This window comes from Lelliottia jeotgali (assembly GCF_016771845.1).
Lineage (GTDB): Bacteria > Pseudomonadota > Gammaproteobacteria > Enterobacterales > Enterobacteriaceae > Enterobacter > Enterobacter jeotgali.
In genome coordinates this window covers 205,551-226,121 of record NZ_JAENMQ010000005.1, presented here as the reverse complement: position 1 = coordinate 226,121, position 20,571 = coordinate 205,551, and the positions used below count along the sequence as shown (strand labels likewise).

The window sequence follows — 20,571 nt, the reverse complement described above, 5'->3', positions numbered from 1 at the left end:
GCAACCCGTAGTGCCTGAACACGTTTATCAGCTGTGACTGCACGGTCTCCCGCCGCTCATCGTCGCAGTGCGCCAGACAGAGGGAAAAACGGGAGTGGTCGTCGAGCAGGGTCAGTGGATGGCAGCGGCCGCCCCCAAAGGGAAAGTGGCCCTTAAAGTCCATCTGCCAGAGGCGGTTGGGGGCGTCATGCTCAAAGCGGCCAGTGGCCGGAATGCCCGGTGTCGTGCCCGGCAGCAGGCCGTGACGGGCCATCAGATTATGGACAGTGCTGAAAGCGGGCATCCTGTGCCCCTGGTCTTCGAGCCAGCGCTTAATCTTGCGCGCGCCCCAGCGTTCATGACGGGCATGCGCCAGGCGCAGCAGGTCAGTGATGCCGTCAGATGAGCAGTTCGGAGAATGATGAGGCACGCGGGAGCGGTCAGCCAGGCCGGCAGCGCCGTGTTCAGACCAGCGGGCGAGCCACTTGTAGCCAGTGGCAGGGGCAATGCCGAAATGACGGCAAAGAGAACGGATGTTCGCCCCGTCTTGCGAGGCGAACAGAACAAACTCGGTACGTAATGACATGATATCTCTCGCATCCCAGGGCATAAGCGACTCCAAAAACGGGTTCGTATGCCTTAGTTGTAAGTGTCTACCATGTCCCCGAACAAGTGTTCATGATGTGCCCGGACCGTACACCCACAGGGAGAGGGAGAAAAGAGTGTCCCTCTCCTCAGTCTCCACCCATCAGGCGGGGATGAAAAAACGGCTCCAGACCATCCGCTCTCTCATCGGATTAGGATAAAAAAAGACTCCGGACGATCCCCTCTCCCATTGGGAGAGGGTTAGGGTGAGGGGTAAAAAACTCAACGCTCCCAGTACGACTCTTCCAGACTGTCTTCCCGCTCCGGCAGGCCACGCGTTAAACGCGGGGAATGCTGGTTCAGCACCTGATAGCTCACGCGGTTCGCGTATTTACACACCTGCGCCAGCGACGAATAGGTCAACCAGCTCAGTTGATGCTTACTGGAGTTCGGCACGTTGGTCCGGTGGTAGGCGTTGGCGGTGATATCGTGGAGCAGTGCAGCCAGCGCGCCGTCGCCCGCGCCGTTGGTATTCATGATCTTCTCCGGGCCGCCCATGTACGGGGCAATGTGGGAGAAGATCCGCAGCGGATTCACGCAATCTTTGTGGCGCATCGCGCGGCTGAACTCGTACTGGTTGAACTCGGCAATCGCCCCCGGCAGCAGCGGATGCTGGGTTTTACGTTTGTTCTCTTCCTCGGTGAAACCGGCCATAAACAGCCCAATCGGACCGGCGGTGCAGAGCACCAAATCCACCCAGTCCAGCGCCTTATTGGACGCCAGCAGCGGATCGTTTTCACCGGTCAGCGCTTCGGCTTCTTCTTCGTTCATTGCCAGAATCGAAACGTGCTCTTTCAGGAACGCCTGCCACCACTCTGGGTTATCGGCGATCACAAACTTGGTGCCCAGCGTCAACACCACCGGCACGTTGTATTTCTTTGCGTATTCCACCGCTTTCATGGTCGCTTCCGGCATCGGCTCACCGGGCTTACAGCGCACCAGATAGGAGGTCAGCACCAGCGCGGACGCCCCGGCGATCACCTCTTCGGGGATACTTTCAGCACGCAGCTTATTCATGTGGCCAGGGCTGATGGCAAAGGTCCGTTCGCCGGAATCGCTGATCAGCGTAAAGCAGCGGCCAATCGCCCCGTCGACGCCTTGCAGGTAGTTCAGATCGGTGCGGCTGGAGGTGTTGCAGAGATAGCGGTAGGCGTAGCCACCGATTTCGATATTGCGGCACATCACGCCCAGTAATACTGAGCGGTCATCGGCAAGCACCGAATAGTTGTGCATGGTATTCCCGATAGTGCCACCGGCAAACTGATGAGTGATCAGATTTTCGTGCACCAGTTCCTGATACAAGGCTTCGGCGACATCGTCTTCGATTACCAGCGAATGCCCGGAACTGAGGCCATAACGAGCGACAAACGCATCATCCACTTTTGCTTCGATATCCACCAGCGTCTGATCGATACCGACCACCCACGCAGCGTTGGTTTCATTGACCGGCTGAGTTTGTTGCAGCAGCGGATCGCGGGCGTTGACGGGGAAATAGTGTTTGGATTTACGTTTACCGGGAAATTTCATTTTCTGCGCTGCAAGTGACTATTGGGCCGGAAATGGTAGCACAAACCCGGCCCACTGCGCGATTAGCGGCTCGCGGTCACCAGCGCCGCCATCATCTCTATATGTTCAGGTGAATCGTTAAGTGCCGGAATGTACTCATACTTTGTCCCTCCCGCTTCGAGGAAGAACTCCCGGTTTTGCACCGCAATCTCCTCAAGGGTTTCGAGGCAGTCCGCCGAAAAGCCCGGCGACATCACTTGAACGTGCTTCACGCCCTTCTCGCCAAGCATTTTGAGGGTTTCATCGGTATATGGCGTCAACCAGGGTTCACGGCCAAAGCGCGACTGGAAGGTCATCATCACCTTCTCTGGCGGTAATCCGAGCGCGGAAACCAACTCACGGGTGGTATCACGACAGCGCTGAGGATAATCATCGCCTTCATCAGCGTAACGCTGCGGAATGCCGTGGTAGGAGAGCAGGAGCAAATCCGGCTCGCCGTGTTTTTCAAACGAGGCGCGCGCACTGCTAACCAGCGCCGCGATGTAAAGCTCGTCTTCGGCGTAGTCGCGAATAAAGGTGATGGCAGGAATACGGCGACGGGTCGCCAGAATACGCGCCAGCTCGTCCCAGACGGCGGCGACGGTCGAACAGGAGTATTGCGGATACAAGGCCAGCACCACGATGTGGTCAACGTCCTGGGAGAGCAGCTCTTCGACCGCGCTTTCCAGTGACGGTTTACCGTAGCTCATCCCGAGTGCCACGGGCATATCCGGTAAACGTGCGGCCAGCGCTTTTTCCTGACGACGGCTATAAACCATCAGCGGCGAGCCCTCTTCCATCCACACGGACTGGTAGAGTTTAGCCACACGGGGGGAACGAATCGGCAGAATGACACCGCGCAGTAGCGGCCACCACAGCAATCTTGGGGTATCCACGACGCGGGAGTCGCTTAAAAACTGTCGCAGGTAACGTTTTACTGCCGCAGGGGTAGGTGCTTCTGGAGTGCCCAGATTGGCAAGCAGGATGCCGGTTTTCGCCTGACTCATTCACGCCTCTTAACCATTTGAATAGCTAATGATTGTAACTGAAAAGCAGGGAAACGGAACAGATTGCAGAAATAGGTGGGGGTTGGGTTGCCGGATGGCGCTTCACTTATCCGGCCTACAAAGTCATCTGCAGGCCGAATAAATCACACATTAGCCGAGGATTTTTTCCAGCTCTGCGCGCACGTCAGCGACAGCTTTAGTGCCGTCAACTTTCGCGTATTGGGTGTTGCCAGACTGCGCTTCTTTCGAGTAGTAGCCGATCAGTGGCGCGGTCATCTGATGGTATTCCACCAGGCGTTTACGCACGGTCTCTTCCTGATCGTCTTTACGCGTGGTCAGCTCTTCGCCAGTCACGTCGTCTTTGCCTTCCACTTTCGGTGGATTGAATTTGATGTGGTAAACGCGGCCAGAAGCAGCGTGAACGCGACGACCGATAATACGGTCAACGATCAGTTCATCAGGCACGTCGAATTCGAGAACGTAATCCACGTTGATGCCCGCTTCTTTCATGGCGTCAGCCTGCGGAATAGTGCGTGGGAAGCCGTCCAGCAGGAAACCGTTGCGGCAATCTTCCTGAGTGATGCGTTCTTTTACCAGCGCGATAACCAGTTCGTCAGTCACCAGCTTGCCTGCGTCCATGATGTCTTTCGCTTGTTTGCCCAGCTCGGAGCCAGATTTAACAGCGGCACGCAGCATGTCACCCGTAGAGATTTGCGGAATACCGTATTTCTCCATGATGAACTGAGCCTGAGTTCCTTTACCCGCGCCCGGAGCGCCAAGCAGAATAATACGCATTGCGAAAATCCCCTCAAAAGTTGGTTCAATATTTCAAAAAGCGCTAAACAATACCATCAGAATGGGTATCGCTCAAGGAAGCCGGGACGGCTGAAACGGTTAACGGGGGAGATTATTTGGGTTAGCGCGGTTTGGTGCCCTCACCCCGGCCCTCTCCCACAGGGTGAGGGAGAAGACCAGGGGAGGCCGGGTGATTACGCCATCAACAGCGCATTCACACGTTTGATGAACAGGTTCGGATCTTCCAGCGTGCCGCGCTCAGCCAGCAGGGACTGATCCAACAGCAGTTCAACCCACTCGTTAAACTGGGTTTCGTCCTGGGTATCCGCCGCACGTTTGACCAGCGGGTGATCCGGGTTCAGTTCAAAGATGTATTTCACTTCCGGGATAGCCTGGCCCGCAGCAGCGAACAGTTTCGCCATCTGAGTCCCCATTTCATCCGCGTCTGTGGTGACAATCGCCGGGGTGTCGGTCAGACGGTGTGTGAAACGCACTTCTTTCACGCGATCGCCCAGCAGGTTTTTCACACGCTCAACGAAGGGCTCCAGCGCTTTTTCCGCTTCTTTTGCGGTTTCGTCCACTTCATCAGCCAGCTTGTCGATAGATTCGTCAGCTTTGGCCACGGACTGGAATGATTTACCGTCGAACTCGGTCAGGTAGTTCATCATCCACTCATCAATGCGGTCGGAAAGCAGCAGCACTTCGATGCCTTTCTTACGCAGCAGCTCCAGATGCGGGCTGCTCTTCGCGGCAGCGTAGCTGTCAGCGGTGATGTAGTAGATTTTCTCCTGCCCTTCTTTCATGCGGGACACGTACTCTTCGAGAGACACGGTCTGCTCGGAAGAATCGGTATGCGTCGAGGCGAAGCGCAGCAGTTTAGCGATCGCTTCGACGTTAGAAGAATCTTCCGCTGGGCCTTCTTTCAGCACCAGGCCGAACTGTTTCCAGAAGGTCTGATATTTTTCAGCGTCGTCTTTCGCCAGTTTTTCCAGCATCTGCAGAGAACGTTTGGTCAGAGCGTTACGCAGATTGCGCGTCACGGTGCTGTCCTGCAGGATTTCACGGGAGACGTTCAGCGGCAGATCGTTGGAATCAATCAGGCCACGCACGAAACGCAGGTAGTTCGGCATGAACTGCTCGGCGTCGTCCATGATAAACACGCGCTGCACGTACAGCTTCAGGCCGTGCTTGTGATCGCGGTTCCACATGTCCCACGGCGCCTGGGCCGGGATGTACAGCAGGCTGGTGTACTCCTGCTTCCCTTCCACACGGTTGTGGGTCCAGGTCAGTGGATCGGTAAAGTCGTGGGCGATGTGCTTGTAGAATTCGTTGTATTCGTCGTCTTTGATTTCAGACTTGTTACGCGTCCACAGGGCCTGCGCCTTGTTGATTTTCTCCCAGGAGACCACGGTTTCACCGTCGACCTCTTCGGTTTTTTCAATCTCAACCGGCAATGCAATGTGATCGGAGTATTTGCTGATGATCGAGCGCACGCGCCAGTCATTCAGGAAATCGTCTTCGCCTTCGCGCAGGTGCAGGGTGATTTCGGTTCCGCGATCGGCTTTAGTGATGTCATCAACGGTGTATTCACCTTCGCCGTGGGATTCCCAGAACACACCATTTTCCGCGCTGTCGCCCGCTGCACGGGTGCGTACGGTCACTTTGTCGGCCACGATAAAGGCGGAGTAGAAGCCGACACCGAACTGGCCGATCAGCTGGCTGTCTTTCGCCTGATCGGAGCCCATCGATTCGAGGAACGATTTAGTGCCGGATTTCGCGATGGTACCGAGGTGATCGATAACCTCATCGCGGTTCATACCAATACCGTTATCGGCAATAGTCAGGGTGCGGTTGTCTTTGTCAAAAGAGACGCGCACGCGCAGTTCACCGTCGCCTTCATACAGATCCGGGTTGGACAGTGCGCGAAAACGCAGTTTGTCCGCCGCATCCGAGGCGTTGGAGATAAGCTCACGCAGGAAGATTTCTTTATTGGAATACAGGGAATGGATCATCAGGTGCAGAAGCTGTTTTACTTCTGACTGGAAACCACGGGTTTCTTGTCCTTTCATCTAGATCGACCTCAACAATGCCATTTTAAGTTAGGGTGTAAAAGCAGTTGAGTGAGAGATGGGGATAGTGCGGAAGGTTTTCAAGCGGAGGCCACGATTGCAGCCTCCGTTTGGTCAGAAAATAAGCTTGTGACGTCCAGCCAGAGAGTGTGACAGCGTGGTGCCGTCGACCATTTCCAGCTCGCCGCCAACCGGCACGCCGTGGGCGATGCGGCTGGCCTGAACGCCGTACTGCGCGCACAGTTCACCGATGTAGTTCGCGGTCGCTTCGCCTTCCACCGTCGGGTTTGTCGCGAGGATCACTTCGGTTAGCGTCTCGGATTCCAGACGCTGTTCGAGGCGATCGAGACCGATATCATCCGGGCCAATCCCATCCAGCGGAGAGAGATGGCCCATCAGCACGAAATAGCGGCCGGAAAACTGCCCGGTCTGCTCAATGGCGTAGATGTCCGCCGGACTCTCCACCACGCAAATCTGACCGTTTTCCTGACGACGCGGATTCGTGCAGATGTTGCACACATCCTGCTCGGTAAAGGTGCGGCAATCCGCACAGTGACCGATTTCTGACATGGCGCGGGTCAGTGCCTGCGCCAGGCGCATCCCGCCGCTGCGGTCGCGCTGTAACAGCGTAAACGCCATGCGCTGAGCTGATTTCGGGCCAACGCCCGGTAAGCAGCGCAGCGCTTCCATTAACTGCGTGAGCAGCGGACTGGTTTGCATCAGAACGGCATCTTAAAGCCTGGCGGCAGCTGCATTCCGGAGGAAACAGACGCCATTTTTTCTTTCTGGGTTTCATCGATACGGCGCGCAGCATCGTTGAATGCCGCAGCAACCAGATCTTCCAGCATGTCTTTGTCGTCTTCGAGCAGGCTAGGATCGATTTCCACGCGACGGCAGTTATGCGCGCCGTTGATGGTCACTTTGACCAGACCCGCACCGGATTCGCCAGTGACTTCCAGCTGTGCGATCTCTTCCTGTGCTTTCTGCATTTTGTCTTGCATCTGCTGGGCCTGTTTCATCAGGTTACCCAGACCGCCTTTACCACCAAACATAGGCTTCTCTCTTAAGTAGTCACGTTAAGGATTACGACTGTGAGTCAGACTCACGGTCAAATGGGACGGATACTCTCTTCATCCAGATCGGCGTCGAAGAAACGGCGCAAGGTCTGGATGTTATTATCCGCAATAATCGACTCGCGCGCCTGCGCGAGCTTCTCTTCATAAATGGCCTGACGCCACTCCAGTGGCGTGCGCATTGCTGGATTATCATCTTCAATGATAGTCAATTCAACCGGCGCGCCCTGTAATGTGGACAGCGCCTCAGCCAGCACCTGCTGTGCACTGGCAGAATTAAGGTGACGCTGGCCCGGACGTAAATGCAGACGAATTTGATGTCCGTCCTGCTCTTTCCAGGCATTCAGCGCAACCTGCTCGACCAGTTTCGGCAGCGTTAACTGGCTGACTTCAGCGGCCCAGGCATCCCGCTCGAGGGATTCTGCCGCCAGCTTCGCGGACAGTTCCGGCGTTTTATCATGCTCCAGCGCCTTTTTGAGCGCTTTCGGGGTCGCCACTTCCACCTTCACTGCTTCGGCGGTGTTGGTCGACTTCCAACGGTAAGCCTCTTTCTTCGCCGGGGCTTTCTGTTCGAGCGCCGACGGCGATGGGCGCGACTGAACGCGCTCCGTTACCGATGCCAGTCGTTCGAGGGCGGCGTTGTTAACCGGCCGCGCTCTTCCTGGCGCTGCCGGTTCACTCTTTTTTGGTTTGGTTGCTCCCTGCGCGCGCTGTAGCTGGCTACGGGCGGCGAGCACCGAACTGGTGGCATCCGGCAGCGGTACGTCCGGCCCAGGCGGCGGTGCAGAGTGTTGCGGCATCGCCGTAGGCGTCATGACCGCCGTCGGGGCAGCAGGAGCATAAGACTGGCGCGGCACTTCTGGCTCAGGCAACGGCATCCGCGGATGGAACGCCAGGGCGCGGAGAAGCGTCATCTCGACGCCCATTCGGCGGTCCGGCGCAAACGGTAATTCTTTGCGGCCAATCAGCAGCGTCTGGTAATAGAGCTGCACATCAGCGGGCGGAACGGTACGCGCCAGTTCACGCATCCGCTGTTCAATCATCGCCATATCCGCGCCAATGGCCGACGGGGAAAGTTGCAGCATCGCCACGCGATGCAGCAGCGCCAGCATTTCGACCAGCAGCGTTTCCCACTCGACGCCGCGAGACGCCGCAACGTTCACCAGTGACATGGCGCGTTCGCCGTTGGCCTCAATGATCGCTTCAATCAGCGACAGGGCCTGATCGTCGTCGAGCGTGCCGAGCATGGTACTCACCGCTTCGGTCGACAGCTGGCCGTCACCGCTGGCAATCGCCTGATCGGTCAGACTTAATGCGTCACGCAGGCTGCCGTCCGCCGCTCGCGCCAGCAGTTGCAGAGCGCGCGGTTCGTGGACGATCTTTTCTTCATCAAGAATGTGTTCGAGCTGAGTGCGAATCTGATCGACGTCGAGCGCCTTCAGATGGAACTGCAAACAGCGCGACAGGATCGTGACCGGCAGCTTTTGCGGATCGGTGGTCGCCAGCAGGAATTTGACGTGCGATGGCGGCTCTTCCAGCGTTTTCAGCAGAGCGTTAAAACTGTGGCGCGACAGCATGTGGACTTCATCGATCAGATAGACCTTGAAGCGACCACGCGCCGGGGCGTACTGCACGTTGTCCAGCAGGTCGCGCGTATCTTCGACTTTGGTGCGCGAGGCGGCATCGATTTCGATCAGATCGACAAAACGCCCCTGCTCGATTTCCCGGCAGTTATCACACACGCCGCATGGCGTAGCGGTGATCCCGGTTTCGCAGTTCAGGCCTTTTGCCAGCAAACGGGCAATAGAGGTTTTACCGACGCCGCGCGTGCCGGAGAAAAGATACGCGTGATGGATGCGTCCTAGCGATAAACCATTCGCCAGGGCGGTCAGCACATGTTCCTGGCCGACAACGTCAGCAAAGGTTTGGGGTCGCCACTTTCGGGCTAACACCTGATAACTCATGGGCAGGCTCTGCAACGCTGGAAGGTGGATATTCAGGGGGGTAATGCTAACACAACCTCACCCATTGGGCGAGGTTGCGGGAAGAGGGATTAATGACCCGGGAAAGGGACCAGGCTGTAGCTGGTGATACCCTGTTTTTCCAGGCGCTGTTCGCCGCCGAGATCGAACAGATTGATGATGAAGGCCGCATCGGTCACTTCGCCACCCAGACGACGGATCAGTTTCACGGTCGCTTCGATCGTACCGCCAGTCGCCAGCAGATCGTCAACCACCAGCACTTTGTCGCCAGGTTTGATCGCATCCACGTGAATTTCCAGCTGATCGGTGCCGTATTCCAGCTCATAGCTTTCGGCAATGGTTTCACGCGGCAGTTTGCGCGGTTTGCGTACCGGCACAAAGCCCACGCCCATCGCCAGCGCAACCGGTGCGCCGAACAGGAAGCCACGCGCTTCGGTCCCTACTACTTTGGTGATCCCGGCGTTTTTATAACGCTCCACCAGCAATTCAATGCTGAGTGCGTACGCTTTCGGGTCTTCCAGCAAGCTGGTGACATCACGGAAAAGAATGCCAGGCTTTGGATAGTCCTGGATGCTTTTGATGCTGTTTTTCAGAAATTCAAGCTGCTGCGCAGTCGCGGTCATAAATGTATGCCTGGTTAAAAACGGTGTTTCTCACGGCGCGCATAATCATGTGGTCAAAGTAACAAGCGATTAACTTTTGACCAGGCGCGCCTGTGCTCGAAAACGGTCGAATTTACTGGCTGAGCGGGATAATTGCAACAGCCATCATTGCTCTTCAGTGCTTTTGTTGCTTTTCATCAACGACGGGGATTCGCCACATAAAGAAAAGCAGACAGGCGAGGATCGCCAGCAGCAGGATACGCACCCACATCATCTTCACCAGCCATAATGAAATGGCAAAGGTCACAAGCGTAACTGCAATAGCACGAGGCTTTGCGCCAGGTGGCATCGCCCGGTATTGTTGCCAGTGGCGCAGATAGCCGCCAAACCACGAGCGATAGAGCAACCAGTGGTGAAAGCGCGGCGATGAACGGGCGAAACACCACGCCGCCAGCAGAATAAAGGGCGTCGTAGGTAGCAATGGCAAAACCACGCCGAGCGTACCCAGCACTACCGCAAGCCAGCCAATGATGATTAAAATAGTACGCTGCATAATGCGAATCGTTATCAAACTGAACGGCTACTTTACCACTGGAGAGCGTATTGAAAACAGCCTTGCTTTTGGAGACGCTGCAAAATCAGCTGATCGTCCTGCGTCAGCAGGCATCACCGCTGTTGCAGCACGCGACGCTGAAGCCACGCTTTGACCGGCAGTTGTTTCGTACCCGCAGTACCCTGATAAAAGATTATCTGGATGAAACTCAGCATAACCTTGATGAGCTGCGTCATGCCGTCGAGAGCCAGCAAAACGAGCAGGTGGCGTGGCTGGCGGAGCATCTGGTGGAACAGGTCACCGCCTTACACCGTGAAATCACCGCCTGGCCGCTGCGCGTATGGGATACACCTTCGCCGGGAGCGGCAAAATGGCAGCGTAAGCGGCTGGAGCATCAGGATTTTGAGCGTCGCCTGTACGCGATGAAAAACGAACGCGAACAGCAGCTTAAAGGAAGCGAAACGCTGGAAGAACAGCAGCGTTTAATGCGGGAAATTTCCGCCCTGGAAGGACGACTCATCCGCTGCCGTCAGGCGCTGGATGAGATAGAGCGCGTGATTGCGCGCATGACCCGCTAAATGGAGCTAAACATGTCGCTGGAAAATGCGCCTGATGAGGTCAAACTGGCCGTCGATTTGATAATGCTGCTGGAAAATCATGACCTTCCGGCGGAGACGGTGTTGAAAGCACTGGAGATTGTGCGGCGGGATTTTGAGGGGAAACTACGTCCTGACTCAGCGCCGTAGTTTCCCCCTCACCCCAGCCCTCTCCCAAAAGGAGAGGGAATAAGATCAAGCTGGCGTCGGATCGTCGCCCTTCACTTCGCGCTTCACTTCCGTGTGCTCGTCACCCTTCTCATTGCGCAGGTGAACTTCGAGCTGGTTGAAGGCGATATTGATGTCGTTTTCACGGCACAGACGATCGATGGTGCGGTTGAGTTCGTCCACCGCATAGCTACGATCGCGCAGTTCACGCACGTATAAACGCAGCTCGTGATCCAGGGTACTTGCCCCGAATGTGGTGAAGAACACGGACGGTGCCGGATCGTGCATCACTTTCGGATGCTCCGTTGCCGCTCGCAGCAGCACCTCTTTCACCTTGTCCAGATCCGAACCGTACGCCACGCCGAGGCGGATCACCACGCGAGTGATGGTGTCGGAAAGCGACCAGTTGATCAGACGTTCGGTCACGAAGGCTTTGTTCGGGATGATCACCTCTTTGCGGTCGAAGTCGGTGATCGTCGTCGCACGGATGCGGATCTTGCTGACCGTCCCGGAGAAGGTGCCGATGGTGACCGTATCGCCGATACGCACCGGGCGTTCGAACAGAATGATCAGGCCAGAGACGAAGTTCCCGAAGATCTCCTGCAAACCGAAACCGAGACCGACCGACAGCGCAGCGGCCAGCCACTGTAATTTATCCCACGAGACGCCCAGCGAACCGAAGACAGTCATCGCCCCGGTCACCAGAATCACATAGTTGAGAATAGTGGTGATGGCGTAAGAAGAGCCCTGGCGCATGTTGAGACGCGACAGGATAAGCACTTCCAGCAGACCGGGTAAGTTGCGGATCAGCGCCCAGGCCACCACCGACGAAACCAGCGCAAACAGCAGACTGCCCATCGTCACGCTTTTCATTACCGCCGCACCGGCTTCAGTGCCGTTGTACTGCCACAGGGTAATACTGTCGAGATAGGCAAACACGGTGATCAAATCAGACCAGATCGCCCAGAACATCACACCAAATAGGGCGATCATCACCAGCATGGTGATACGCAGCGTTTGCTGGTTCACCTGCTCCAGCGCGATGGTCGGCTCTTCCTGCGGCTCCGCCCCTTCAGCGCCCTCTTTCACCATGTTCTGACGACGGGCCAGCGCACGGCGATAGGCGATACGCCGCGCCGCAACGCTCAGACCGCGCAGCACCGTTTGGTACAGCAGGTTCCAGAGAATGACCAGATAGACGGTTTCAATCCAGCGGCCCGACAGGCGCAGCGTGGTGTAGAAATAGCCCGTCGCGGTGAGCACCATCAGCGCCAGCGGAATAATCGCCAGCACGGTGACGGTGATCAACCGAATGTTATGCGACTCTTTGTCGCGCCAGCTGTCGCGGCACATCGGCCACATCAGCACTGCAATCAGCAGCAGGTTCAGGAAGATAGCGAGCTGGCCGAGCACGTCGTCCATCAGATGCAGCGGAGAAAGTTCGGCCACAACTGACCAGAAGTGCAGCGGCAGCAGGGCCAGGCTCACGCGCACAATCTGGCGACGCCAGTGGCTGGTGAGCTGTTCAGGCATATTGAAGTGGCGCACCGCCACGCCGTCTTTTTCCAGCACTTTCCAGCACAGACCGAACACCAGCCAGAACAGCGCCAGTTTTTTGCTGAACGCCCACAGCAGATCGCTGATGTTGAGCTGCATGGTCAGCAGGATCAGGCCCGCCGCCAGGATCAGCAAACACACCGGCAGGGCGCGGATCAGGTCGATGAAAATCGCTTTTGGGGTGTGTAACTGGCTGTCATTGCGCAGTTGCCCCACTTCATGAGCCAGCTTCGCCTGATACTTTTTAAGCCAGCCGAGACGCCAGCGGATCAGTCCCGCAATCAACAGCAGCGGCAGACCGGCGAGGAATGCAATCATCACCGCAGGCCAGGCTTTCTCCCAGTTGACGGTAATTTTCATGCTCTTAATCTGGGATTTCAGTGTCTCAGGGAAAGACTTAATCCAGTCCCAGTCCATCGGTTTATTGCTGTTTACCCAGAAGATTTGCTGGGTAAGGATTTCCTTCAGGCTTTTCGACACGCTCACCAACTGCTGCTGGTTGATTTGCAGGTTAATCGCCATCATCAGCTGATTGCCCAACTGTTTGTTGAGCTGATCGAGCAGCTCACGGCGCATATCCACCACCTGGAGCAGCGCATCGTGAACTTCGTCATTCACTTCGCTGGAATGACCGTCTTCGACTTTGGCGACAAACACATCGCTCTGGAAAAGCGCATCGCGCTGCTGGTTGATTTCAAACTGTTCCAGACGCAAATCCGCAATGCGGTTGGTCATGTCTTCCAGTTCATCGGCGGACGGCAGCGTCTGCTGTTGCTGATAAAGAATGCGCGAAAGCAGCAGACTGCCCTTCAGCACCGCAATCTGTTCTTTAATATTACGTTCCGCCTGCAGCGCGCGATCCAGCCAGTTTTTAACTTTGATATTTTGCTGCACCAGCGAGTTACCGCTTTCAGTGGCCTGAATGAGCCGCTGGCTGAGCTGGTGGTTAATATCCAGTTCCTGCTTCACCAGCGGATTGCTCTGGATACGGGTAGTTTCGTCCGGCGAGACCGCTTCCTGCGCTGTTTTTTCCGTCAGCGTCAGGCGCTTACTGTTGACCGCTTCCTGCAATAGCTGGAGCTGATGCTCAAGTCGATTGATATTGGCCGTGACATAATCGCGTTGCTTTTGCAGCGTATCCTGCAAAATGGTATTGCCTTCGAGGCTTTTGCGTTGCTGGTCAATTTGCGCATTGAGCAGCGTTTGCTGGGCCAGGAGCAGCGTTTGCTGCGTCGGACGCAGCGCGCCCTCGCCCACCGTGGTGCCGTTCAGGCGGTTACGGATCTGCTGAAGCTGCTGCGAGGCGGAGTACATCGCGTTCTGCACGCGTTCCGGCTGTGTTTGCAGAGAAACCAGCTGGCTGTTGTAGGTGGCGAGATCGCTTTGCCCGGTTTGTAAATCATCGAGCACCTGCGACATGCGGGACTCAAGCTGGCGAAGGGAGAGCGTGGCCAGGGTCTTGCGGGTTTCATCGTCGTTGTCGACGTCGCTCAGGGCATTGAGCGAGGCCGTAGCCTGGCGCATTTTGTCCGGTGCTTCGGCCACTTTCTGACGTAGCTGGGTGGTTTCGGTTTTGACGCGCTCGATTTTATCCAGCGTCTCAATCGTTTCCGACAGATCGGCCTGCACTAGCTTTTCCTGCGGCGTGAGGTCTTTTTGCTTGTTCAGTGCGTCCAGTTGAGACTGAACGTCCGCACGGGTCGGGACATCGTTATTGTTGTCAGCACGAGCATGAACGACGGGGGCCATAGCGAAGTAAAACAGCACCGCGAAAATCAGGGCGAAAACAGGGTTTTGCGAGCGAGTGTAGTGCAGCATAGTGATGAATTTGATGTCAGAAATGACCGGAAATAGTCTGGCGCGAAGGATATCACGGCAGGTGCAGGCAGAATAGCGCGAACATAATGCTCCAGGATAATTCCTGGCCGCGCTCAGCCCGGCAGGGAATCGGGGTCAGCGCGAAGCGTCGGGCAGAACTGGCACATCTCCAGCAAAATGGCGACGTAGCTGCGTGCTTCTTGTCTCAGGTCGAACGACTGCGGGGCAAAAAGCCAGTTTTCCATCAGCCCGGAAATATAGCTGCGCATCAAAATAGCCGTTCTGCGGGTGAGCAAATTTGCTGGCAGCATGTTAGCCTGAATACATTGATTCAGCGTATATTCGATACGATCGTAACTTTCCAGGCATAAGCTTCGTTGTGCCTGTTGCACAACGGCCATTTCGCCGACAAACTCACATTTATGGAAGATGATCTCCATCATCAGGCGGCGTCTTTCCTCAATCACTGTCGCCTCAAGAACATGGACAAGAATTTCTCTCAGAACTGAGAGTGGATCGTCAGGGAATTTTGCCCGATACTCAGTCTCAAGATCGGTAATACTGGATTCTGATAACTCCCAAATTTCACTGAATAAATCTGACTTATTTTTGAAATGCCAGTAAATCGCTCCGCGTGTGACGCCAGCGGCCTGAGCAATCTGCGCCAGGGATGTAGAAGACACTCCCTGCTGAGAAAACAGGCGTAATGCCACATCCAGTATGTGTTGACGTGTCTCAAGCGCTTGTTGTTTGGTTTTTCGTGCCATACGTCAATGAATTTACAGGAGTCAGATTTACATACATTTATGAATGTATGTACCATAGCACGACGATAATATAAACGCAGCAATGGGTTTGCGGACTTTTGATCCATTGATCAATTTGAAATCGGACACTCGAGGTTTACATATGAACAAAAACAGAGGGCTAACGCCTCTGGCGATCGTTCTGATGCTCTCAGGCGGCTTAGCGCTTACAGGATGTGATGAGAAACAGGCTCAACAGGGAGCACAGCAGATGCCAGAAGTGGGTGTCGTGACGCTGAAAACTGAACCTCTCCAAATCACCACAGAATTACCAGGCCGTACAAGCGCTTACCGCGTTGCGGAAGTTCGTCCTCAGGTTAGCGGGATCATCCTGAAACGTAACTTCACCGAGGGTGGTGATATCGAAGCGGGTGTTTCTCTGTATCAGATTGATCCAGCAACCTATCAGGCCGCTTACGAAAGCGCTAAAGGCGATCTGGCTAAAGCCGAAGCGGCTGCCAAAATCTCCCAGCTGACGTTGAACCGCTATAAAAAATTGCTCGGCACGCAATACATCAGCCAACAGGATTACGACACGGCACTGGCCGATTCTCAACAGTCTAACGCTGCAGTTGTTGCCGCAAAAGCCGCTGTTGAAACGGCACGCATTAACCTGGCGTACACCAAAGTGACCTCCCCTATCAGCGGCCGTATTGGTAAATCAGCCGTCACTGAAGGCGCTCTGGTACAGAACGGACAAGCCACTGCGCTGGCAACTGTGCAGCAGCTTGACCCGATCTACGTGGATGTTACGCAGTCCAGCAACGATTTCCTGCGTCTGAAACAAGAGCTGGCCAGCGGTGCGCTGAAACAAGAAAACGGTAAAGCAAAAGTGGAACTGGTGACCAGCGATGGCATCAAATTCCCGCAGGCTGGCGCGCTGGAATTTTCTGACGTGACCGTCGATCAAACCACCGGTTCTATCACCTTACGTGCAATTTTCCCGAACCCTGACCACACGCTGTTGCCAGGTATGTTCGTTCGCGCGCGTCTGGAAGAAGGCACCAACCCAACCGCACTTCTGGTTCCACAGCAGGGCGTAACCCGTACGCCACGCGGTGATGCCAGCGCACTGGTTGTCGGTGCTGATGACAAAGTCGAAACGCGTCAAATCACTGCTACGCAGGCGATTGGCGACAAATGGCTGGTGACGGAAGGTTTGAAAGATGGCGATCGCGTGATTGTTACTGGTTTGCAAAAAGTACGTCCTGGCGCGCAGGTGAAAGCACAGGAAGTCAAATCTGACGAGAAACAACAAGCCGCAGCCGGTGGCCAGTCAGAACAAACCAAGTCTTAACTTAAACAGGAGCCGTTAAGACATGCCTAATTTCTTTATCGATCGCCCCATATTTGCATGGGTGATCGCTATCATCATCATGCTTGCAGGGGGACTGGCGATCCTGAAGCTGCCCGTAGCGCAATATCCAACGATTGCGCCGCCTGCAGTTTCGATCACCGCGACCTATCCTGGGGCTGACGCAAAAACGGTGCAGGACACCGTGACACAGGTTATCGAACAGAACATGAACGGTATCGATAACCTGATGTACATGTCCTCCAACAGTGACTCAACCGGTACAGTTCAGATTACACTGACCTTCCAGTCTGGTACTGATGCGGATATCGCGCAGGTTCAGGTGCAGAACAAACTGCAGCTGGCGATGCCGTTACTGCCGCAAGAAGTGCAGCAGCAGGGCGTGAGCGTGGAGAAATCTTCCAGTAGCTTCCTGATGGTTGTTGGCGTTATCAACACCAACGGCACCATGACGCAGGAGGATATTTCCGACTACGTGGGCGCCAACATGAAGGACGCGATCAGCCGTACTTCTGGTGTGGGTGACGTTCAGCTGTTTGGTTCACAGTACGCGATGCGTATCTGGATGGACCCGAACAAACTGAACAACTTCCAGCTGACGCCAGTGGACGTGATCAGCGCCATTAAAGCGCAGAACGCCCAGGTCGCCGCCGGTCAGTTAGGCGGTACGCCGCCGGTGAAAGGCCAGCAGTTGAACGCCTCTATCATCGCGCAGACCCGTCTGACGTCGGCCGATGAGTTCAGTAAAATTCTGCTAAAAGTGAACCAGGACGGTTCTCAGGTTCGCCTGCGCGACGTTGCGAAGGTTGAACTGGGCGGTGAAAACTACGACATCGTAGCGAAGTTCAACGGTCAGCCTGCTTCCGGTCTGGGGATTAAACTGGCGACTGGCGCAAACGCGCTGGATACCGCCAATGCGATCCGTGCTGAACTGGCGAAAATGGAGCCGTTCTTCCCGTCAGGTCTGAAAATCGTTTACCCGTATGACACCACGCCATTCGTTAAAATCTCGATTCACGAAGTAGTGAAAACGCTGGTCGAAGCGATCATCCTGGTGTTCCTGGTGATGTATCTGTTCCTGCAAAACTTCCGCGCGACGTTGATTCCAACCATCGCCGTACCGGTCGTATTGTTAGGCACATTTGCGATACTGGCGATGTTCGGCTTCTCGATAAACACCCTGACGATGTTCGGGATGGTGCTCGCCATCGGCTTGCTCGTGGACGACGCCATCGTGGTGGTCGAAAACGTCGAGCGTGTGATGGCCGAAGAAGGACTCCCGCCTAAGGAAGCGACGCGTAAATCAATGGGCCAGATTCAGGGCGCACTGGTCGGTATCGCGATGGTTCTGTCAGCGGTATTTATCCCGATGGCCTTCTTCGGTGGGTCAACCGGTGCGATTTACCGTCAGTTCTCCATCACCATTGTTTCGGCAATGGCGCTGTCTGTTCTCGTGGCATTGATCCTGACGCCAGCGCTGTGCGCCACCATGCTGAAACCGATTCAGAAAGGGGGCCACGGTGAGCATAAAGGGTTCTTCGGTTGGTTCAACCGCATGTTTGATAAGAGCACGCATCATTACACCGACAGCGTAGGCAATATTCTGCGCAGCACCGGTCGTTATCTGCTGCTGTATATCATCATCGTGGTCGGCATGGCGTTCCTGTTCGTTCGTCTGCCAAGCTCCTTCCTGCCGGATGAAGACCAGGGCGTATTCCTGACAATGGCGCAGCTTCCTGCGGGTGCATCGCAAGAACGTACCCAGAAAGTGCTGGATGAAGTGACCAATTACTACCTCACCAAAGAGAAAGCGAACGTTGAATCCGTATTTGCGGTTAACGGCTTTGGCTTTGCGGGTCGTGGTCAGAACACCGGTATCGCCTTCGTATCTCTGAAAGACTGGAGCGAACGTCCAGGCGAAGAGAACAAAGTTGAAGCAATTACCGGCCGCGCGATGGGCACCTTCTCGCAGATCAAAGATGCGATGGTGTTCGCCTTTAACCTGCCAGCGATCGTGGAACTGGGTACGGCAACCGGCTTCGATTTCCAGCTGATCGACCAGGGTGGTTTAGGTCACGAGAAACTGACTCAGGCGCGTAACCAGCTGTTTGGCGAAGTGGCGAAACACCCTGACCTGCTGGTCGGCGTGCGTCCTAACGGCCTGGAAGATACGCCGCAGTACAAGATCGATATCGACCAGGAAAAAGCACAGGCGCTGGGCGTTTCTATCAGTGACATCAATACCACGCTGGGCGCAGCCTGGGGCGGTAGCTACGTCAACGACTTCATCGACCGCGGTCGTGTGAAGAAAGTGTACGTGATGTCCGAAGCGCAATACCGTATGTTGCCGAACGATATCAACAACTGGTATGTACGCGGCAGCAATGGTCAGATGGTTCCGTTCTCGGCCTTCTCGACTTCCCATTGGGAATACGGTTCACCGCGTCTGGAACGTTACAACGGCTTGCCATCGATGGAAATCCTCGGTCAGGCAGCACCAGGCAGAAGTACTGGTGAAGCCATGAACCTGATGGAAGAACTGGCGGCGAAACTGCCTTCAGGCATCGGCTATGACTGGACGGGTATGTCCTATCAGGAACGTCTGTCCGGTAACCAGGCCCCTGCCCTGTACGCCATCTCACTGATTGTGGTGTTCTTGTGTCTGGCCGCATTGTACGAGAGCTGGTCGATTCCGTTCTCCGTTATGCTAGTGGTTCCGTTGGGTGTTATCGGCGCGCTACTCGCCGCTACATTCCGTGGTCTGACCAACGACGTTTACTTCCAGGTGGGCCTGCTGACAACCATTGGCTTGTCGGCGAAGAACGCGATACTTATCGTGGAATTCGCCAAAGACCTGATGGATAAAGAAGGTAAAGGCCTCATTGAGGCCACGCTGGAAGCGGTGCGTATGCGTCTGCGTCCAATTCTGATGACATCCCTGGCGTTTATCCTTGGGGTAATGCCGCTGGTCATCAGCTCTGGTGCAGGCTCCGGTGCGCAGAATGCCGTCGGTACAGGTGTAATGGGCGGGATGGTCACTGCGACCGTGTTGGCTATCTTCTTCGTTCCGGTATTCTTCGTGGTGGTACGCCGCCGCTTCAGCCGTAAGAGTGACGACGTTGAACATAGTCACCCGGTAGATCATCACTGATACCGGTTTCACATACTAAAAAGGCCGCAATTTGCGGCCTTTTTCTTTGTCTGAACGAAATCATAAAATACGCTTATTGTCGGTTCATTTATTTTCCCCATCGTAATATGGCGTATCCTATTTAATGCATTCATTAATCACTGCAGCGGGTATTATAATTCAGAGACACCTTAAATTATTAGGATTATTCCTGGTCGAGTAGTGTGACAAGCGACATGTCTGAATCCTGATTTCATTCGTAAATTTAAGCTAACGTGATGAATCTAAAGGTTGCAGCCAAATTACCAACCTTGATGACGTTAAAAATGCCCCCATTAATGATGGACATTCTCATAAAGCCCGTTAACTAAACTTTTAATTGTAATTTTTCGTAATAGCGCGGTGAAATCTTGATCAGCATGGATTATAGTTAAGGCATCAGGACAAGCACCCGTAAAGGCTAAGCCAGTTGTATCCATCCGGACATTGATGCTCGGTGAGTAAAGAATCACTCAAAAGGGGATGCGCTATGGACGAGTACTCGCCAAAAAGGCATGATATCGCGCAGTTGAAATTTCTCTGCGAATCCTTGTACCATGACTGCCTTGCCAATCTTGATGAAAGTAACCACGGCTGGGTTAATGATCCAACTTCCGCTATCAATTTGCAGCTAAATGAACTCATCGAACATATAGCAACCTTCGCACTTAATTATAAGATTAAGTACAATGAAGATAATAAACTGATTGAGCAAATTGATGAATATCTGGACGACACCTTTATGTTGTTCAGCAGTTACGGCATTAACACACAGGATTTGCAAAAATGGCGCAAATCGGGAAATCGCCTATTCCGTTGTTTCATCAACGTGAGCAGAGCTAACCCGGTCAGTCATTCCTGTTAAAATTATTACAAATACTAAGGTAAATTT

General features: G+C 54.8%; 17 protein-coding genes and 1 other annotated feature. Of the genes, 5 read left to right on the top strand and 12 right to left on the bottom strand.

Features of this window, described 5'->3' with window-relative positions:
• The 10 genes from JBO43_RS12920 to JBO43_RS12875 form a co-directional block, all read right to left on the bottom strand.
• The coding region (locus JBO43_RS12920; RefSeq protein ID WP_456237258.1) for a helix-turn-helix domain-containing protein at positions 1–589 on the bottom strand (589 nt) is incomplete at its 3' end.
• Between the two features lie 257 nt (positions 590–846).
• Positions 847–2,151 carry an inosine/guanosine kinase gene (locus tag JBO43_RS12915; RefSeq protein WP_202674461.1) on the bottom strand — a complete coding sequence of 435 codons (1,305 nt, stop codon included), beginning with the start codon at positions 2,149–2,151 and terminating at the stop codon, positions 847–849.
• Positions 2,152–2,213: 62 nt separating this feature from the next.
• Positions 2,214–3,176: a ferrochelatase gene (gene hemH / locus JBO43_RS12910; RefSeq protein WP_095281048.1), complete on the bottom strand. Its 963-nt coding sequence runs from the start codon at positions 3,174–3,176 to the stop codon at positions 2,214–2,216.
• 150 nt (positions 3,177–3,326) lie between these two features.
• Positions 3,327–3,971, bottom strand: coding sequence for an adenylate kinase (gene adk, locus JBO43_RS12905; protein ID WP_095281047.1), 645 nt, complete (start codon positions 3,969–3,971; stop codon positions 3,327–3,329).
• A 194-nt stretch (positions 3,972–4,165) separates the two neighbouring features.
• Entirely contained in the window at positions 4,166–6,040 is a 1,875-nt protein-coding gene (gene htpG, locus JBO43_RS12900) for a molecular chaperone HtpG (RefSeq protein ID WP_202674460.1), read from the bottom strand.
• A 114-nt stretch (positions 6,041–6,154) separates the two neighbouring features.
• Positions 6,155–6,760, bottom strand: a complete 606-nt coding sequence (gene recR / locus JBO43_RS12895) for a recombination mediator RecR (RefSeq protein ID WP_095281045.1) — start codon at positions 6,758–6,760, stop codon at positions 6,155–6,157.
• Positions 6,760–7,092, bottom strand: coding sequence for a YbaB/EbfC family nucleoid-associated protein (locus JBO43_RS12890; RefSeq protein WP_095281044.1), 333 nt, complete (start codon positions 7,090–7,092; stop codon positions 6,760–6,762). The genes recR and JBO43_RS12890 overlap by 1 nt, the downstream gene beginning before the upstream one ends.
• Positions 7,093–7,148: 56 nt before the next feature.
• Positions 7,149–9,077: a DNA polymerase III subunit gamma/tau gene (gene dnaX, locus JBO43_RS12885; RefSeq protein WP_103946781.1), complete on the bottom strand. Its 1,929-nt coding sequence runs from the start codon at positions 9,075–9,077 to the stop codon at positions 7,149–7,151.
• Positions 7,755–7,819, bottom strand: a sequence feature (DnaX frameshifting element). Its footprint overlaps the gene before it by 65 nt.
• 89 nt (positions 9,078–9,166) lie before the next feature.
• Positions 9,167–9,718 carry an adenine phosphoribosyltransferase gene (gene apt, locus JBO43_RS12880; protein WP_010428187.1) on the bottom strand — a complete coding sequence of 184 codons (552 nt, stop codon included), beginning with the start codon at positions 9,716–9,718 and terminating at the stop codon, positions 9,167–9,169.
• 154 nt (positions 9,719–9,872) lie between these two features.
• Positions 9,873–10,250: a DUF454 family protein gene (locus JBO43_RS12875; protein WP_095281042.1), complete on the bottom strand. Its 378-nt coding sequence runs from the start codon at positions 10,248–10,250 to the stop codon at positions 9,873–9,875.
• Positions 10,251–10,300: 50 nt separating this feature from the next.
• Between JBO43_RS12875 and priC the strand changes: the two genes are divergently transcribed.
• Positions 10,301–10,828, top strand: a complete 528-nt coding sequence (gene priC, locus JBO43_RS12870) for a primosomal replication protein N'' (protein ID WP_202674459.1) — start codon at positions 10,301–10,303, stop codon at positions 10,826–10,828.
• A gap of 12 nt (positions 10,829–10,840) precedes the next feature.
• Positions 10,841–10,996: a pleiotropic regulatory protein RsmS gene (gene rsmS, locus JBO43_RS12865; protein WP_095281040.1), complete on the top strand. Its 156-nt coding sequence runs from the start codon at positions 10,841–10,843 to the stop codon at positions 10,994–10,996.
• Between the two features lie 45 nt (positions 10,997–11,041).
• Here rsmS and mscK read toward each other — a convergent pair whose 3' ends face one another.
• Together mscK and acrR are read right to left on the bottom strand one after the other, a co-directional pair.
• The gene (gene mscK, locus JBO43_RS12860; RefSeq protein WP_165790615.1) at positions 11,042–14,395 is read right to left on the bottom strand and encodes a mechanosensitive channel MscK; all 3,354 of its coding nucleotides are present in this window, start codon (positions 14,393–14,395) and stop codon (positions 11,042–11,044) included.
• 107 nt (positions 14,396–14,502) lie between these two features.
• On the bottom strand, positions 14,503–15,156 hold the full coding sequence (gene acrR, locus JBO43_RS12855; RefSeq protein WP_103946785.1) for a multidrug efflux transporter transcriptional repressor AcrR: 654 nt from the start codon (positions 15,154–15,156) through the stop codon (positions 14,503–14,505).
• A 142-nt stretch (positions 15,157–15,298) separates the two neighbouring features.
• On the opposite strand from acrR, the gene acrA reads away from it, so the two are divergent.
• The 3 genes from acrA to tomB all read left to right on the top strand — a co-directional run bounded on the left by acrA (position 15,299) and on the right by tomB (position 20,544).
• Positions 15,299–16,492, top strand: coding sequence for a multidrug efflux RND transporter periplasmic adaptor subunit AcrA (acrA, locus tag JBO43_RS12850; protein ID WP_095281037.1), 1,194 nt, complete (start codon positions 15,299–15,301; stop codon positions 16,490–16,492).
• Between the two features lie 22 nt (positions 16,493–16,514).
• Entirely contained in the window at positions 16,515–19,661 is a 3,147-nt protein-coding gene (acrB, locus tag JBO43_RS12845; RefSeq protein WP_095281036.1) for a multidrug efflux RND transporter permease subunit AcrB, read from the top strand.
• 508 nt (positions 19,662–20,169) lie between these two features.
• A complete protein-coding gene (gene tomB, locus JBO43_RS12840; RefSeq protein ID WP_095281035.1) occupies positions 20,170–20,544 on the top strand; it encodes an Hha toxicity modulator TomB in 375 nt (124 codons plus the stop codon).
• Positions 20,545–20,571: the final 27 nt, after the last annotated feature.